Source organism: Polaromonas sp. (assembly GCF_049790275.1).
GTDB lineage: Bacteria > Pseudomonadota > Gammaproteobacteria > Burkholderiales > Burkholderiaceae_C > Polaromonas.
The window spans coordinates 1-14,948 of the sequence record NZ_JBAQYR010000086.1 but is presented as its reverse complement, the minus strand read 5'-3'; the positions used below and the strand labels follow the sequence as shown (position 1 = coordinate 14,948).

Sequence of the window (14,948 nt, the reverse complement as noted above, 5' to 3'; positions counted from 1 at the left end):
TTGCTGCTCATGGTGCACTCCGTGGGGGAAAAAGGAAAAGCGCCCCGGCCCTGGCGCAGGTGCCAAAGCAAGCCGGGGTGCTGACTAGCTTCCCATTTTTCGGCTGCACCGCCTTGCTTTATGTCAGACAAGGCCGTGTTCCGGCCATCACGCAGGCGCCACACACAGCAAAGCAAACTTTGTTCTCTAGCGTTTACCCGGTTTCCCCTTTGGGTAGACTGCTTCTAGACTTTTCCCATCGCCAGCCTGAGCCCGGGCTGCACGCATGTAGTTTCAACCGGACCCCTGGATGCGCCTGAGAATTTTTCTGGTCGAAGACAGCCCCATCATCCGCGACAACCTCGCCGAATCGCTGGAAGAGCTGACCGGCGCCCGCGTGGTCGGCTCGGCCAGCAACGAAGACGAAGCCCGCCAGTGGCTGGCCGACAACGCCTCCGGTTGGGACCTGGCCGTGGTGGACCTGTTCCTGCTGCAGGGCAGCGGCCTCAATGTGGTGAAAAGCTGCGGCAACCGGGCCCTGCGGCAAAAAGTCATCGTCCTCACCAACTACGCCACCCCACCCATCCGCCAGCGCTGCCTGGCCCTGGGCGCCGACGCCGTGTTCGACAAAGCCACCGAAATCGAGGAGTTCACCCGGTACGCGGTGGACGAAGTAGAGCGGGTGGCAGGCAGCACCCACTGGTGAGGCGCACCCAGGCGCTACGGTTTTCATAGCTGCTTGCGCCCGCCAGCAAAGGGCTGAAGGCCGATTTGACAATATAAAGCAGCCAAAAACAGCCCAAACCGCTTCTCTGGGTCATCCCGGGCCTCGACCCGGGATCCATGCCCCGCACACCCGCACCAGCCCCGCGCGAGCCCAGCCCCGTCAGCCCGCCGCCCCGGTAAAACACATCGCCTCGATCTTGTGCCCATCCAGGTCGCGCACAAACGCCGCGTAATACGTGGGCGTGTAGTGCGGCCGCAAGCCCGGCGGCCCGTCGCACTGCGCACCCAGCGCCAGCGCTTTCGCATGAAAGGCATCCACCTCCGCCGGCGAGTTGGCCCGAAAGCAGATGTGTATGCCATCACCCGGCGCAGCCCGCCCGCCATCCAGCGGCCGGCCCACCCAGAACTCCGGAAAGGTCCGGCCATAAGCCACCGACTCGCCATGCTCCATCACGCTACGGATCTGCAGCGTGCCCAACACCGCGTCGTAAAACGCGCGGGCGCGCGGGTAGTCATTGGTGCCTATGGAGAGGTGGGAGAGGATGCTGGGGGGAAGGTCGGAGGGGTTCGGCATGGCGGCTCCTTGAAATTAGGAAGTGCGAAAAGTTTAGCAAGTGACAGTCTGCGCTAAACCCGCTAGTAAGCCTGTGGATAGGTTGCTAAGCTCCACCAATGAAGATCAGCAGTACGGATTGGGCAATGAGAACGGCTGCGTTTGAGCAAGTCCGTCGATTGCAAGAAGTCAGGGACCAACTAACTGGCGCCGACCTCGCCAAAGGGTTTCAATTCGAAGGGCAACGCATTCCCCTTGTCAACCCACAGCGCGGAATCTTCAAGCCGCGTCAAATGGAGGCCCTCCTCTCCATCAAAACCGTCTTCCCAAAACCCGGCGCAAAGATCTGGTACGACGACCAGCGCAGCGTCCACAAGCAAATTTACGACGGCGATGAGACTGTTGACTACTCGTTCATGGGGACCGATCCCAACGTTGCCGATAACAGATGGCTGAAAGAGGCCATGGATCGCCGCGTCCCGATCCTCTATTTCTTAGGTGTGTCACCTGGTCGTTATCAGGCTTTTGTTCCTGCGTTCATTGAAAGCTGGCATCCAAACGAAGCCAAGGTGAAAGTTTCGTTCAGCGAAATAGATTCGAGCGGCACGCCTAAGGTATCTGAGGACAGCATGACCCGACGTTATGCGCTTCGTCAGGTAAAGCAGCGGCTGCATCAGGCCTCGTTCAGAGATGCGGTGATTACCGCGTATGGCAATCGCTGTGCGTTATCAGGAATGCCCGAGCCGATGCTTCTTGACGCAGCGCACATCATTTCAGACGGCCATGAAGAGCTTGGCCACGCAGTTGTTTCAAATGGCATTCCCTTAACAAAAATCCATCACGCGGCCTTCGATGCTCATCTTATTGGTATCGATCCAGATTTTCGCGTTCACGTCTCCACGCGATTGCTCGCCCAAAGCGATGGGCCGATATTGCAGGCGATGCAAGGGCTCCACGGACAACTGATTCGTTTACCCGTACGGCCAGCAGACGCCCCGGATCGAAATCGCCTTGCGCACCGTTTCGAGATGTTTAGAGCTGCCGCATACAGCGCCTGATCACAGTTGGCCAATACCTGACGATCAAGGCTAGGCGGCCGCAACTCGGAGACTCGCCCAAGTTAGGACGCTCAAGAACAAAGGCGCCACCAGCCGTCTATGCAAGTCCAATACGGCAGCAATTAGCTCACTGTGCGCCCGTTATCGCGGTGTTAGGACGATCCCCCCATGAATCTTGGCGACTGATGAATCAATTACCTATAAGTTATGCACAGCCCCCTAGAAATACGTTTCTGTGGATAACTAGGTTTTTCCCTTATTAAACAAGGGATTAGTGGATGTAAAAGTCTCTGGATAAATATCTAACAATACTGTATAAATACAGTTCAGCGTTTAACGCGGGACTATATTTAACGTGTCAAACAAGCAAATTCACGAACCTTCCGAATGGTTCACAGCCACGCAGGCCGCCCGTTTGGCGGGCCTATCTCGGGCTATGCTGAATTACCTGTGCCGTGAAGCAGTGATTGAGCCGTCTTGTAACTGCGCACGCGGCCATGGCATTCCACGACACTATTCGTTTGGCGATGTAGTCGCGCTTCGACTAGTGGCAAAGCTTTCCAAGATTGGCATTTCAAGCCTGCGTTTGCGCAAGGGTCTTCAGCACCTAAAGCAATACCAACCTGGCATATCCTTGAGCGCGCTTCCCGCAAGCCACATTGTTACGGATGGCCAACACATCTACCTGCGCGGTGGAGCTGACTCGTTGGAGCGTGCGACGGACGGCCAATATGCATTCGCTTTCGTCATTGAGCTAGATCAGATCCGCAGAGAAGTGATTAAGAAAATGACTCCTACGCAATTGAAAGTTGCTACGGGCTGATTTCCGTTTGAAGATGATGTAAAAGGAGGGTGATATGAATGATTTTTTTTCCGACCATCCGCTGCCGCATGCGCGGATGGCAACCGACCGAACGCACCAGATAGTAATCGTGGATGCCGGTTTGCAAGGAAACATCGACGCCTTCTGTGCACAGCTTGACGGACTGTTGCCGGCGCACCTCGGCAAATACGTTGTCTACGCGAATGCGCACCTTTTCAAGGTGTTTAATTCCCTCGAGTCGGCACTCACGGCTGGATATGAGAATTTCGCAGCAGACTCGTTCATGGTGCAGCGCGTTGAGCCCCTGCGTGCGCACATTGACTTTCAGGCGACATGCCAAGTCTGAGGCTGCGATATGACATCACTAACCGCCCAATCGTAAGCGTCGAAGGGAAGCCGGGGCTACCGCTCCAACGTCACTTTCAAATGCACCCTCCCAATGTGGTGCCTCGGTTTGTCGCAGATTTCCTGATTGATACGGGCGCTACGGGATGCTGGGTCGAAGAGGACCTGCTGGATTCATGGCATTTAATGAAAACGCTGCCGATACTCACGCAATCCGGCATGAGTCCTACAGTAGCGGGACACTCGTTCGCGCTCTCGCTGAGACTGAAAGAGCCGCGACAGCAGGACAGCTGGTATCACCCTGTTTTCCCGGTCGGGACTGTGCCCGCTGGGCAATTCAAAGGATTCTGTCGCGGTTTGATAGGAATGGATCTGCTGCGCCTTGGGGTGCTCCACTATGACGGGCCAAAAAATAGCTTTGATCTAACTTGGCAATAAGAACTGAGCTATCCGATAAGCCGGGCCAGGTCGACTTAAATTTTCACCTCGCGTCGCTCCCTCACCGCCCGCGCCAACTCCTCCAGCACAGGCACCGTCTGTTCCATGCTGATACAGGCATCGGTGACCGACACACCAGGCCGCAGCGGCGTGCCGGGCACGATGTCCTGCCGCCCTTCATGCAGGTGGCTCTCGATCATGAGGCCGGTGATGCGTTGGTCGCCCGCGGCCATCTGCTGGGCCACTTCGGCCGCCACGGCTATCTGGCGCTGGTGCTGCTTGCTGCTGTTGGCATGGGACACGTCGATCATCACCTGCTCGCGCAGGCCGGCGCTTTTGAGAAGCACACAGGCGGCGTCCACATCGGCCTTTGAATAGTTGGGCTGCTTGCCGCCGCGCAAGATCACGTGGCAGTCGTTGTTTCCGCGGGTTTCAAAAATCGCGGCCTGGCCCATCTTGGTCATGCCCATGAAGGCGTGTTGCGCCTGCGCCGCCTGGATGGCGTCGGTGGCCACCTTGATGCCGCCGTCGGTGCCGTTCTTGAAGCCGACCGGGCAGCTCAGGCCCGAGGCCAGCTGGCGGTGGCTGGGGCTTTCGGTGGTGCGCGCGCCAATGGCGCCCCAGCTCACCAGGTCGCTGAGGAACTGGGGGCTAAGCAAATCCAGGAACTCAGTGCCCACGGGCAGGCCCAGGGCCAGCACGTCGAGCAGCAGGCGGCGCGCCATTTCCAGCCCTTCGTTGATGGCGAAGCTGCCGTCCAGGTGCGGGTCGTTGATGTAGCCCTTCCAGCCCACGGTGGTGCGCGGCTTCTCGAAGTACACGCGCATCACCACCAGCAGCTCGCCGGCCAGGGCATCGGCCTGCAGCTTGAGCTGGCGGGCATAGTCCATGGCCTGGTCATGGTCGTGAATGGAGCAGGGCCCGACCACAACGATCAGGCGGTCGTCGGCACCATGCAGCACACGCGAGATGGCGGCGCGGCTGCTTTCGACCAGCTTCAGGCTGGCTTCGGGCACCGGCAGCCACTCCTGCAGCAGGGCGGGCGTGATCAGCGGGCGCACCGCGCCTATGCGGGTGTCGTCAATGCGGGTGGTGTCGTGGGTGGACAGCGGCGTGGCGGGGTGGGTGTGGGTGGTCATGGCGCAGATTATGAGTGTTTTAGGGCTCCAGCCCTTTACGGGTGGGCGCAAGCAGCTACTATTTTAATAGCGACTCGGGGCGCTTACTGGCTGGCGTACTTCGCCATCAGTGCGGGAACGGCAGGTTTCGCGCAGCGCTGCAGGTTCATCAGCAAGGCGTGGTCGGGCTGGCCCACGCGGTGGCGGGTGCGCAGGTCATGCTGGATCTGGCCCAGCAGCGAGGCCGCCATTTCCGCATCCGCTAGCGCCCGGTGGGCACGGCCGGCACGGGGCAGGTGGTGGTAGTCCACCAGCACGCCCAGCTTGTGGCTGGAAGCCTGGGGATACAGCCGGCGCGCCACCAGCATGGTGCAGGCAAAGGGCTGCGCCGCCGCCTCCCCGGCAAGCGCCAGCTCGGCCTGCCAGAACCTGCGGTCAAACGATGCGTTGTGCGCCACCATGGGCGCGTTGCCGACAAAGCGGCTGACCTCGCGCATGACGGTGGCTGCGTCGGGCGCTGTGGCCACCATGGCGTTGCTGATGCCGGTGAGGCTGGTGATGAAGGCGGGAATGTGCACACCCGCATTCATCAGGCTCTGGAAGCGGTCAACCACGTTGCCGTTTTCAACCAGCACGATGGCCACCTCGGTGGCGCGGTCGCCCATGGCGGGCGAGAGGCCGGTGGTTTCAAAGTCGATGACGGCGATGCAGCTCATGCGCGGCGTTCAGGCCAGCGACATCATGCAGTCGCTCGCCGCTTAAACGTCAATGTTTGCAGCCCGCAGCGCATTCGTTTCAATGAACTCGCGGCGCGGCTCGACTTCGTCACCCATCAGCATGGTGAACACGTGATCGGCTTCGATGGCGTCGTCGATCTGCACGCGCAGCAGGCGCCGCACGGCGGGGTCCATGGTGGTTTCCCACAGCTGGGCGGGGTTCATCTCGCCCAGGCCCTTGTAGCGCTGGCGTGCAGTGGCGGCTTCAGCCTGCGTGATCAGCCAGGCCATGGCGTCGCGGAAGGTGTCCACCTTTTCTTCCTTCTGGCGCTCACCTTCACCACGCGTGACCTTGGCGCCTTCGCTCATCAGGCCCTTGAAGGTAACGGCGGCTTCCACCAGTGCCAGGTAGTCGGCGCCGTGCACGAAGTCTTGCGTAAGCACACTGCTTTTCACGTTGCCGTGGTGGCGACGGCTGATGCGCAGAATGGGTTTGTCGGTGCGGGTGTCGAACTCGCCGGCCACTTCGGCCGTGGGCAGCTGGGCCTGCAGCGCGGCGGCTGAGCGCTCAGCGTCTTCCACGGTGTCCAGGTTCAGGGCCACGCCGTCGGCAATGGCCTTGAGTGCTTCGCCGTCCATGTAGCCACGCAGGCGATTGATGACCGACTCGGCCAGCTGGTGCTTGCGTGCGAGCTCGGCCAGTGTGTCGCCGGTCAGCAGCGTGCCTTTGCCGTTGGATGGGTCGACGCCGGTTTGCACGGCAGCGTCTTTCAGCGCAATTTTCAACAGGAAGCTGTCAAGGGCGGCGCTGTCCTTGAGGTACTGCTCTTCCTTGCCTGACTTGACCTTGTACAGCGGCGGCTGCGCAATGTAGATGTGGCCGCGCTCCACCAGCTCGGGCATCTGGCGGTAAAAGAAGGTCAGCAGCAGGGTGCGGATGTGCGCGCCGTCAACGTCGGCATCGGTCATGATGATGATGCGGTGGTAGCGCAGCTTGGCCACGTTGAAGTCATCGTTACCCGTGGTGCCGCCGGCCTTGCCGATGCCGGTGCCCAGGGCGGTGATGAGCGTCAGAATTTCGTTGCTGGTCAACAACTTTTCATAGCGTGCTTTTTCCACGTTCAGAATCTTGCCGCGCAGGGGCAGGATCGCCTGGAACTTGCGGTCACGGCCCTGCTTGGCAGAGCCGCCGGCGGAGTCACCCTCGACGATGTAGATTTCGCACATGGCCGGGTCTTTTTCCTGGCAGTCGGCCAGCTTGCCGGGCAGGCCCATGCCGTCGAGCACACCTTTGCGGCGCGTCATGTCGCGGGCCTTGCGGGCCGCTTCACGGGCACGCGCGGCTTCAATGATCTTGCCGACGATGATTTTCGCGTCGTTCGGGCGTTCCTGCAGGTAGTCGGCCAGCAGCTTGCTGACGATGTCTTCCACCGGGCCGCGCACTTCGCTGCTCACCAGCTTGTCTTTGGTCTGGCTGGAGAATTTGGGCTCGGGCACCTTGACGCTGAGAACGCAGGTCAGGCCTTCGCGCATGTCGTCACCGGTCACCTCGACCTTGGCTTTTTTGGCCAGCTCGCTGTCGTCGATGTATTTGTTGATGACACGCGTCATCGCGGCGCGCAGGCCGGTCAGGTGGGTGCCGCCGTCACGCTGCGGAATGTTGTTGGTGAAACACAGCACCTGCTCGTTGTAGCCGCTGTTCCACTGCATGGCAACTTCAACACCGATGTTGGTGTTCTGGTCGCTCTGGCGGTCGCCCATGGCGTGGAACACGTTGGGGTGCAGGACGGTCTTGCCCTTGTTGATGAAGTTCACAAAACCCGTCACGCCGCCGGCGCCGGCAAAGTCGTCTTCCTTGCCGCTGCGCTCGTCCTTCAGGCGGATCTTCACGCCGTTGTTCAGGAAGCTCAACTCGCGCAGGCGTTTGCTGAGGATTTCGTAATGGAAGTCATTGTTCTGCTGGAAGATGTCGGTGTCGGGCAGGAAGTGCACCTCGGTGCCGCGCTTGTCCGTATCACCCAGCACCTGCATCGGCGAAACATCCACGCCGCCGACATTTTCGATGATGCGGTTCTGCACAAAGCCCTTGGAAAACTCCATCACATGAACTTTGCCCTCGCGGCGAATGGTCAGGCGCAGCATCTTGGACAGCGCGTTCACGCAGCTCACGCCCACGCCGTGCAGACCGCCAGAGACCTTGTAGCTGTTCTGGTTGAACTTGCCGCCGGCATGGAGCTCGGTCAGGGCAATCTCGGCGGCCGAGCGTTTGGGCTCGTGCTTGTCGTCCATCTTGATGCCGGTCGGGATGCCGCGGCCGTTGTCGACCACGCTGATGGAGTTGTCCAGGTGGATGGTAACCATGATGTCGTCGCAATGGCCGGCCAGCGATTCATCGATGGAGTTGTCGACCACCTCGAACACCAGGTGGTGCAAGCCGGTGCCGTCGGACGTGTCGCCGATGTACATGCCGGGGCGCTTGCGCACGGCCTCCAGGCCTTCCAGGATCTGGATGGAGCCTTCGCCATACCCTTCGGACGCACCTGCCTGGTTGGTGTCGATCTTGGGCTGGAAATTGGAACTTCCCTCACCGCCTTCACCGGAATGCACACCTTCCACTTCACGGCCTGTTTCGCCAGGGGTGGCTTCGCTGGGTTTGTTTTCTTCGGTCATAACTAACTTTTACCTACGGTGAACTACGTTTTCTCAATCTCTTGAATGACCAAACCCGCTTTGGCTAGCGGGTTCGGTAGGGGCGGCGGTTTGTTTTTTTGCTTGTACGGCTTAAATCCGCATCGGCATCACGACGTATTTGAAGGCCGCATCGTCGGGAATGGTCAGCAGCGCCGAGCTGTTGGGGTCGGCCAGCTCGATCTTCACCATGTCCTGGTCCATGTTGGTCAGCGCATCGATCAGGTAGGTGACGTTGAAGCCGATTTCGATGGCGTCGCCGGCGTAGTCGATGTCGAGCTCGTCCACGGCTTCTTCCTGCTCGGCATTGTTCGAGGCCACGCGCAGGGTGCCGGGCTCGATGTTCAGGCGCACACCCTTGAACTTCTCGCTGGTCAGGATGGCGGTGCGCTGCAGCGAAGCCAGCAGCGGCACGCGGCCCAGGGTGATGATGTTCTTGTGGTTCTTGGGGATCACGCGGTTGTAGTCAGGAAACTTGCCCTCAACCAGCTTGGTGACGAACTCCATGCCTTCGAAGCTGAACTTGGCCTGGTTGCCGGCGAACTGCATTTCGATGGCGCCTTCCTTGTCGCTGAGCAGGCGCTGCATCTCGAGCACGGTCTTGCGCGGCAGAATCACTTCCTGGCGCGGCACTTCGACATCGAGCATGGCCGACGAAAATGCCAGGCGGTGGCCGTCGGTGGCCACCAGGCTGAGCTGTTTGCCTTCGGCGACGAACAAGATGCCGTTGAGGTAGTAACGGATGTCATGCACCGCCATGGCAAACGACACCTGGTTCAGCAGCTCTTTTAGCACCTTCTGCGGTACCGAGAAGCTGGGGCCGAAGTTGGCGGCTTCCTGCACCAGGGGGAAGTCTTCGGCAGGCAGTGTCTGCAGCGTGAAGCGGCTTTTGCCGCCCTTGAGGATCAGCTTGTTCTGGGCCGACTCGAGCGACACGGTCTGGTCGCTCGGCATGGAACGCAGGATGTCGATGAGCTTGCGTGCGCCCACCGTGGTGGTGAAGTTGCCCGTGTCACCGTCCAGCTCGGCTGTGGTGCGGATCTGGATCTCCAGGTCGCTGGTGGTCAGCTGCAGCTGCGCCCCCGTTTTCCGGATCAGCACGTTGGCCAGAATCGGCAGTGTATGCCTGCGCTCCACGATGCCCGCAACTGACTGCAGAACTGCCAAAACTTTATCCTGGGTAGCTTTGAGAACGATCACTGTCTTAACCTCTTATTTCTTTAATTCAAATTAGTAGTAGTAGATAAGGGCAGCACCCATCTGTGGACAGGTCTATTTTCTTCTTTTTGATCAACTACTTGGCGCTTGTTTAACCTTGTGGTCAGACATCCCTGCAACCCTGCTGTCAAATATGAACAACTTTGGCTAATCCACCTTCTCTGTGGATAAGTCATTAGTTGTTCAAAACTTGTCCCCATGGTTGTCAGGCAGGCCTGAAACCGGGGAAAAATGGCTGAGCGAAGCGTCATCTCAGCCTTTCAGGGTTTGTTCGAGCACATGCAACTGCTGGTTGAGCTCGGTCATCTGCTGGCGCTCGGCGGACATCTTGCGCACCGCGTGCAGCACGGTGGTGTGGTCGCGGCCGCCGAACAGCTCGCCGATCTCGGGCAGGCTCTTCTGGGTGAGTTCCTTGGCCAGGTACATGGCAATCTGGCGCGGCCGGGCGATGCTGGCCGGACGCTTCTTCGAATACATGTCGGCGACTTTAATCTTGTAATAGTCGGCCACGGTTTTCTGGATGTTTTCGACCGATATCTGGCGGTTCTGGATGGACAACAGGTCGCGCAGGGCTTCACGCGCGAGCTGGATGGAAATTTCCTTCAGATTGAAGCGCGAATAGGCGAGGATCTTGCGCAGCGCGCCTTCGAGTTCACGCACGTTGGAACGCACGTTCTTGGCGACAAAGAAGGCCACTTCTTCGGGCATGACCGTGCCTTCAGCCTCGGCCTTGCGAATCAGGATGGCGACGCGCATCTCGAGCTCGGGCGGTTCGATGGCGACGGTCAGTCCGGAGTCAAAACGCGAGATCAGCCGCTCATGGATGTCCGTCAGGCCCTTGGGATAGGTGTCACTGGTCATCACAATGTGCGACTTCTTGGTCAGCAAGGCCTCAAAGGCGTTGAAGAACTCTTCCTGGGTGCGGTCCTTGTTGGCGAGGAACTGCACGTCATCTATAAGAAGGAGGTCCAGCGAGTGGTAACGCTCCTTGAACTCGTCAAAAGTCTTGCGCTGGTAGGCTTTAACCACATCTGAAACAAATTGTTCGGCGTGGATGTAGAGAACTTTGGCGGCCGGGTTGTCGGCGAGCAGCTTGTTGCCGATGGCGTGCATCAAATGGGTCTTACCCAAGCCGACGCCGCCGTAAATAAACAAGGGGTTGTAAAGCTGGCCCAGACTGCTGGAAACATGCAGGGCGGCAGCGCGGCCCATGCGGTTGGCGGTGCCTTCGATCAGGGTGTCGAAGGTGAGTGCGGTGTTAAGCCGGCTCTTGAAGGGAGCGCCGGCCACGTCTTCGGCCACGCCCAGGCCGACCGGCTCGGCCACACCATTGCCTTCGAAGCTGCGAGTGATCGGCGTAGCCCTGCTGCCAGGTTCACGCTGAGCGAGCGCTAACTCAAGATGGACATTCTGGCCGGAAACTTTCTCCAGCAGGGCGGAAATGCGGCCCGCATATTGGGCACGTATCCAGTCCAGCTTGAAGCGGTTGGCGACCTGAATGGTGACTTTGGAGAGGTCGGCGGCGACCTCGGCAACCAGCGGGCGGATCCAGGTATTGAACTGCTGCTCGGGCAATTCCTGGGCAAGATGGTCCACGCAGCTTTGCCACAAGCCTTGGCTGGAACTGTGAGCGGCACCCTCACGCATCGGGTCGGTGGGCTGGATGGATGCAGTGGCCAGCATGCTTTTGCTTGTGGATATTATTAATTTTTGGCACCCGTTATTGTAGTCGCGCGGCGTAGTTATCCACAAAAAGATTGACCCCGGGTTTTAACCTAGAGCGAGCCTGTTTTTCCTGCCCGGAATTCCTTCTTGCGCCATCTGGCTGATCTCAGCCTTTACCGCCACTGCGGCCCCTAACTTGTTGCCAGCGTTGGGAAATCTGCGATAATCATGGGTTTCCCTGATTCATAGCGGGTTGGCATGACCGGTTTGGCGCTTGTTTTCAAGCATCCATCGACGTTTTGCCGGCCTGGCTGACTTGCCGGGTAGTGTGTGCTGTACAGCTACCGGGACCACGAATCGCAAAATCCGAAATTTGCAAAGGGGAGCTTTTTGTAGCTTGTAGGACCCATCATGAAACGCACATACCAACCTTCCAAAGTCAAGCGCGCCCGTACGCACGGCTTTCTGTCACGCATGAAAACACGTGGCGGCCGCGCAGTGATTGCAGCCCGCCGCGCCAAAGGCCGCAAGCGCCTGGCTGTTTAAGCAGTGGGTCCCGCAGGCCAATTGCTTTCGAGCTGACGCTTGCAACGGCTTCAAACCCGACCCCAGTTCCAGGCAGTCCTTGCTGGCGCCATTGTTGCAAGAACAACGCATTTCGCATTGCACCGCAATGCGCTTGATGCCATGAACGCGCAAACCGTGCCCAGCAAGACCCATGACACGCCGGACCTGTTTCCCGTTCAGGACGTCTGGGTCGGGGCGATGGTGCCTAAACGCTGGGCCAAACGTGCCGTGACGCGTAACGCCATCAAAAGACAGATCTACACCGTGTGCGCCGATTTCTCTCCTCGCCCGCCACCCACTGCGTGGGTGGTTCGCCTGCGCCGTGATTTTTCGCGCAAGGAATTTGTCAGTGCGAGCTCCGAGGCGCTCAAGCAGGCGGTTCGCAGCGAAGTGCAGGCCCTGATGCAAGCCGGGGCGCAAGCCGCATGAACGCCCTGTCTGCGTTGCGCCGCATGGCGGTGGCGCTCAGCCGCCTGCCGCAAAAAACACTGGTCACCCTGGTCAAGGGCTACCGCCTGCTGCTCAGCCCCTGGCTGGGTTCGTCCTGCCGGTTCGAGCCCACCTGTTCGGCTTATTCATTGCAGGCGCTGCAGCAGCATGGCGCGGCCAGGGGCAGCTACCTGACGCTGCATCGCCTGGCGCGTTGCCACCCCTGGTGTCATGGCGGCTATGACCCCGTACCGCCTTCGGCCGCACGGTCGTCGGGCCGGTTTTCCCTTTTCACCCACCTGGTCACGCCCGTGACTTCGAATTCCTCTAAAAAGAAGCCGTCATGAACGACATACGCCGCACCATCTTGTGGGTGATTTTTGGTTTTTCCATGGTCCTGTTGTGGGACCAGTGGCAGCTTGCCAACGGCAAGAAGGCGACCTTCTTCCCCTCCCCGGCACCCGCAGTGAGCACGACGGCGCCTGCCGTTGGCAAGCCCGCCGACGGGGCTGCCGTGCCGGGCACCCAGACTGCTGGCAGCGCCGTGCCGGCACCGGTGGCTTCCGGTGCATCCGCCGCACCCGCTGCACCGGGCGCGCTGCCCGCCAGCACGCCTTCCGCGACCAAAGAGCGTCTGGTGGTCAAGACTGATGTGCTCGACCTGACCTTTGACACCGAAGGCGGCACGCTGGTGCATTCGTCCTTCACCAAATACAAGGACATGACGGACAAAGCCTCCGGCTTTGTGCTGCTCGACCAGAGCTCCGCGCGTGTGTATGTGGCGCAGTCCGGCCTGATTGCCGGTGCCGCCGGGGGCAGCTTCCCCACGCACAAGACGCTGATGACGGCCATGCCCGGCGAGCGCACGCTGCAGGACGGCCAGGACAGCCTGGAAGTCAAATTCGAATCAGCCGATGTCGGTGGCGTCAAGCTGGTCAAGACCTACACGCTCAAACGCGGCGCGTACGACGTGGCGGTGCGCCACGATGTGGTCAACACGGGCAGCAGCGCGGTTTCGCCGCAGCTTTACCTGCAACTGGTGCGTGACGGCAACAAACCACCGGGCGAGTCCTCGTTTTATTCCACCTTCACCGGCCCGGCGCTTTACACGGAGGCGAAAAAGTACCAGAAGGTCGAATTCAAGGACATCGAGAACAACAAGGTTGATGTCGAAAAACACGCGAGCAATGGCTATGTGGCCATGGTCCAGCATTATTTTGCGACGGCCTGGATGCTGGCCGATGGCGTCCAGCGCGATATTTTCCTGCGCAAGGTGGACACCAACCTGTACGCCGTGGGCATGATCACGTCGCTGGAAACAATTGCGCCCGGCGCGACCAAATCGGTGGAGGCGAAGTTTTTTGTGGGCCCGCAAGTTGAAAAGCAGCTGGAAGCCATTACGCCCGGGCTCGAACTGGTCAAGGACTATGGCTGGCTGACGATCCTGGCCAAGCCGCTGTACTGGCTGCTCGACAAGTTGCACGGCTTCATCCACAACTGGGGCTGGTCCATTGTGGCGCTGGTGCTGCTGCTCAAGGCTGGGTTCTACTGGCTCAATGCCAAGGCGTATGCCAGCATGGCCAAGATGAAAGCCGTGAACCCCAAGATCATGGAAATGCGCGAACGCCTGAAGGACAAGCCGCAGGAAATGCAGCAGGCGATGATGAAGCTGTACAAGGAGGAAAAAGTCAACCCGATGGGTGGCTGCTTCCCGATCGTGATCCAGATTCCCGTGTTCATTGCGCTGTACTGGGTGCTGCTCAGCTCGGTGGAAATGCGCAATGCGCCTTGGGTGTTGTGGATCCACGACCTGTCTTCGCCCGACCCCTTCTATATCCTGCCCGTGGTCATGGCACTGACGACCATGCTGCAGACGGCCCTGAACCCGACGCCGCCGGACCCGATGCAGGCCAAGCTGATGTGGTTCATGCCGCTGATTTTCAGCGTGATGTTCTTCTTCTTCCCGGCCGGCCTGGTGCTCTACTGGATCACCAACAACATCCTGTCGATTGCGCAGCAGTGGGTGATCAACACGCGCATGGGTGTGCCGCCCCAGTTCAACTTGCCGAAGTTCAGCTAAAAAAACAAAAAAGGGCCGCTTCGCGGCCCTTTAACATGGTGCCTTCATGCTGGCCCGACACCACGACCCCATCGCTGCCATCACCACTGCGCCCGGTCGCGGCGCCGTGGGAATCGTGCGCATTTCCGGGAAGGCCATGGCCCCGCTGGTGCAGGTGCTGTGCGGCCGGGCGTTGACGCCCCGGCAAGCCACTTACCTGCCTTTTCGCGATGCCGAGGGCCAGCCGATCGACCAGGGCCTGGCGATTTATTTCCCGGCACCACATTCCTACACCGGTGAGGATGTGCTGGAGCTGCAGGCCCATGGTGGGCCGGTGGTGCTGCAGCTGTTGCTGGCCCGCTGCCTGGAAGCAGCCGCGGAGCGCGATGCGGCCCTGGGCCAGCCGCGCCTCGCGGGCTTGCGCCTGGCCCAGCCCGGGGAGTTCACCGAGCGCGCCTTTCTGAACGACAAGATCGACCTGGCGCAAGCGGAGGCGATTGCGGACCTGATTGATGCCAGCACCGAAACGGCCGCGCGATCGGCCGCCCGCTCGCTGTCCGGGGAGT

The 14,948-nt window shown here is 59.9% G+C and carries 14 protein-coding genes and 1 pseudogene; 9 read left to right on the top strand and 6 right to left on the bottom strand.

Going from position 1 to position 14,948, the window contains the following annotated elements; translation table 11 throughout:
* Positions 1 to 289: 289 nt before the first annotated feature.
* Positions 290 to 685 carry a response regulator gene (locus tag WA904_RS11310; protein WP_425197221.1) on the top strand — a complete coding sequence of 132 codons (396 nt, stop codon included), beginning with the start codon at positions 290 to 292 and terminating at the stop codon, positions 683 to 685.
* 180 nt (positions 686 to 865) lie between these two features.
* On the opposite strand, the gene WA904_RS11305 is transcribed toward WA904_RS11310, so the two are convergent.
* The gene (locus WA904_RS11305; protein ID WP_425197220.1) at positions 866 to 1,279 is read right to left on the bottom strand and encodes a VOC family protein; all 414 of its coding nucleotides are present in this window, start codon (positions 1,277 to 1,279) and stop codon (positions 866 to 868) included.
* Between the two features lie 98 nt (positions 1,280 to 1,377).
* Between WA904_RS11305 and WA904_RS11300 the strand changes: the two genes are divergently transcribed.
* The 3 genes from WA904_RS11300 (at position 1,378) to WA904_RS11290 (ending at position 3,485) form a co-directional block, all read left to right on the top strand.
* A complete protein-coding gene (locus WA904_RS11300) occupies positions 1,378 to 2,316 on the top strand; it encodes an HNH endonuclease (RefSeq protein ID WP_425197219.1) in 939 nt (312 codons plus the stop codon).
* Positions 2,317 to 2,671: 355 nt separating this feature from the next.
* The gene (locus tag WA904_RS11295) at positions 2,672 to 3,139 is read left to right on the top strand and encodes a MerR family transcriptional regulator (RefSeq protein ID WP_425197218.1); all 468 of its coding nucleotides are present in this window, start codon (positions 2,672 to 2,674) and stop codon (positions 3,137 to 3,139) included.
* Positions 3,140 to 3,173: 34 nt separating this feature from the next.
* Complete coding sequence (locus tag WA904_RS11290) at positions 3,174 to 3,485, top strand: hypothetical protein (RefSeq protein WP_425197217.1); 312 nt, start codon at positions 3,174 to 3,176, stop codon at positions 3,483 to 3,485.
* A 472-nt stretch (positions 3,486 to 3,957) separates the two neighbouring features.
* On the opposite strand, the gene WA904_RS11285 is transcribed toward WA904_RS11290, so the two are convergent.
* The 5 genes from WA904_RS11285 to dnaA all read right to left on the bottom strand — a co-directional run bounded on the left by WA904_RS11285 (position 3,958) and on the right by dnaA (position 11,309).
* Complete coding sequence (locus WA904_RS11285; RefSeq protein WP_425197216.1) at positions 3,958 to 5,061, bottom strand: 3-deoxy-7-phosphoheptulonate synthase; 1,104 nt, start codon at positions 5,059 to 5,061, stop codon at positions 3,958 to 3,960.
* Between the two features lie 83 nt (positions 5,062 to 5,144).
* Positions 5,145 to 5,756, bottom strand: a complete 612-nt coding sequence (locus WA904_RS11280; protein ID WP_425197215.1) for a 3'-5' exonuclease — start codon at positions 5,754 to 5,756, stop codon at positions 5,145 to 5,147.
* Between the two features lie 42 nt (positions 5,757 to 5,798).
* Entirely contained in the window at positions 5,799 to 8,426 is a 2,628-nt protein-coding gene (gene gyrB, locus WA904_RS11275; RefSeq protein ID WP_425197214.1) for a DNA topoisomerase (ATP-hydrolyzing) subunit B, read from the bottom strand.
* A gap of 111 nt (positions 8,427 to 8,537) precedes the next feature.
* Complete coding sequence (gene dnaN, locus WA904_RS11270; protein ID WP_425197213.1) at positions 8,538 to 9,644, bottom strand: DNA polymerase III subunit beta; 1,107 nt, start codon at positions 9,642 to 9,644, stop codon at positions 8,538 to 8,540.
* Between the two features lie 270 nt (positions 9,645 to 9,914).
* Positions 9,915 to 11,309, bottom strand: a complete 1,395-nt coding sequence (dnaA, locus tag WA904_RS11265; RefSeq protein ID WP_425197222.1) for a chromosomal replication initiator protein DnaA — start codon at positions 11,307 to 11,309, stop codon at positions 9,915 to 9,917.
* Positions 11,310 to 11,738: 429 nt separating this feature from the next.
* On the opposite strand from dnaA, the gene rpmH reads away from it, so the two are divergent.
* From rpmH to WA904_RS11240, 5 genes and pseudogenes are all read left to right on the top strand, one after another.
* A complete protein-coding gene (gene rpmH / locus WA904_RS11260; protein WP_077595646.1) occupies positions 11,739 to 11,873 on the top strand; it encodes a 50S ribosomal protein L34 in 135 nt (44 codons plus the stop codon).
* Positions 11,874 to 11,912: 39 nt separating this feature from the next.
* On the top strand, positions 11,913 to 12,323 hold the full coding sequence (locus tag WA904_RS11255) for a ribonuclease P protein component (RefSeq protein WP_425197212.1): 411 nt from the start codon (positions 11,913 to 11,915) through the stop codon (positions 12,321 to 12,323).
* On the top strand, positions 12,320 to 12,670 hold the full coding sequence (gene yidD / locus WA904_RS11250; protein WP_425197211.1) for a membrane protein insertion efficiency factor YidD: 351 nt from the start codon (positions 12,320 to 12,322) through the stop codon (positions 12,668 to 12,670). The genes WA904_RS11255 and yidD overlap by 4 nt, the downstream gene beginning before the upstream one ends.
* Positions 12,667 to 14,403, top strand: a complete 1,737-nt coding sequence (gene yidC / locus WA904_RS11245; protein WP_425197210.1) for a membrane protein insertase YidC — start codon at positions 12,667 to 12,669, stop codon at positions 14,401 to 14,403. The genes yidD and yidC overlap by 4 nt, the downstream gene beginning before the upstream one ends.
* A 46-nt stretch (positions 14,404 to 14,449) precedes the next feature.
* Positions 14,450 to 14,948: pseudogene (locus WA904_RS11240) on the top strand (tRNA uridine-5-carboxymethylaminomethyl(34) synthesis GTPase MnmE); the annotation flags it as partial.

What these genes read in the sequence shown, in the direction of transcription:
- WA904_RS11310 (WP_425197221.1), top strand. Translation starts at nt 290, where the DNA reads ATGCGCCTGAGAATTTTTCTGGTCGAAGACAGCCCCATCATCCGCGAC.
- WA904_RS11305 (WP_425197220.1), bottom strand. Translation starts at nt 1,279, where the DNA reads ATGCCGAACCCCTCCGACCTTCCCCCCAGCATCCTCTCCCACCTCTCC.
- WA904_RS11300 (WP_425197219.1), top strand. Translation starts at nt 1,378, where the DNA reads ATGAAGATCAGCAGTACGGATTGGGCAATGAGAACGGCTGCGTTTGAG.
- WA904_RS11290 (WP_425197217.1), top strand. Translation starts at nt 3,174, where the DNA reads ATGAATGATTTTTTTTCCGACCATCCGCTGCCGCATGCGCGGATGGCA.
- WA904_RS11285 (WP_425197216.1), bottom strand. Translation starts at nt 5,061, where the DNA reads ATGACCACCCACACCCACCCCGCCACGCCGCTGTCCACCCACGACACC.
- WA904_RS11280 (WP_425197215.1), bottom strand. Translation starts at nt 5,756, where the DNA reads ATGAGCTGCATCGCCGTCATCGACTTTGAAACCACCGGCCTCTCGCCC.
- gyrB (WP_425197214.1), bottom strand. Translation starts at nt 8,426, where the DNA reads ATGACCGAAGAAAACAAACCCAGCGAAGCCACCCCTGGCGAAACAGGC.
- dnaA (WP_425197222.1), bottom strand. Translation starts at nt 11,309, where the DNA reads ATGCGTGAGGGTGCCGCTCACAGTTCCAGCCAAGGCTTGTGGCAAAGC.
- rpmH (WP_077595646.1), top strand. Translation starts at nt 11,739, where the DNA reads ATGAAACGCACATACCAACCTTCCAAAGTCAAGCGCGCCCGTACGCAC.
- yidD (WP_425197211.1), top strand. Translation starts at nt 12,320, where the DNA reads ATGAACGCCCTGTCTGCGTTGCGCCGCATGGCGGTGGCGCTCAGCCGC.
- yidC (WP_425197210.1), top strand. Translation starts at nt 12,667, where the DNA reads ATGAACGACATACGCCGCACCATCTTGTGGGTGATTTTTGGTTTTTCC.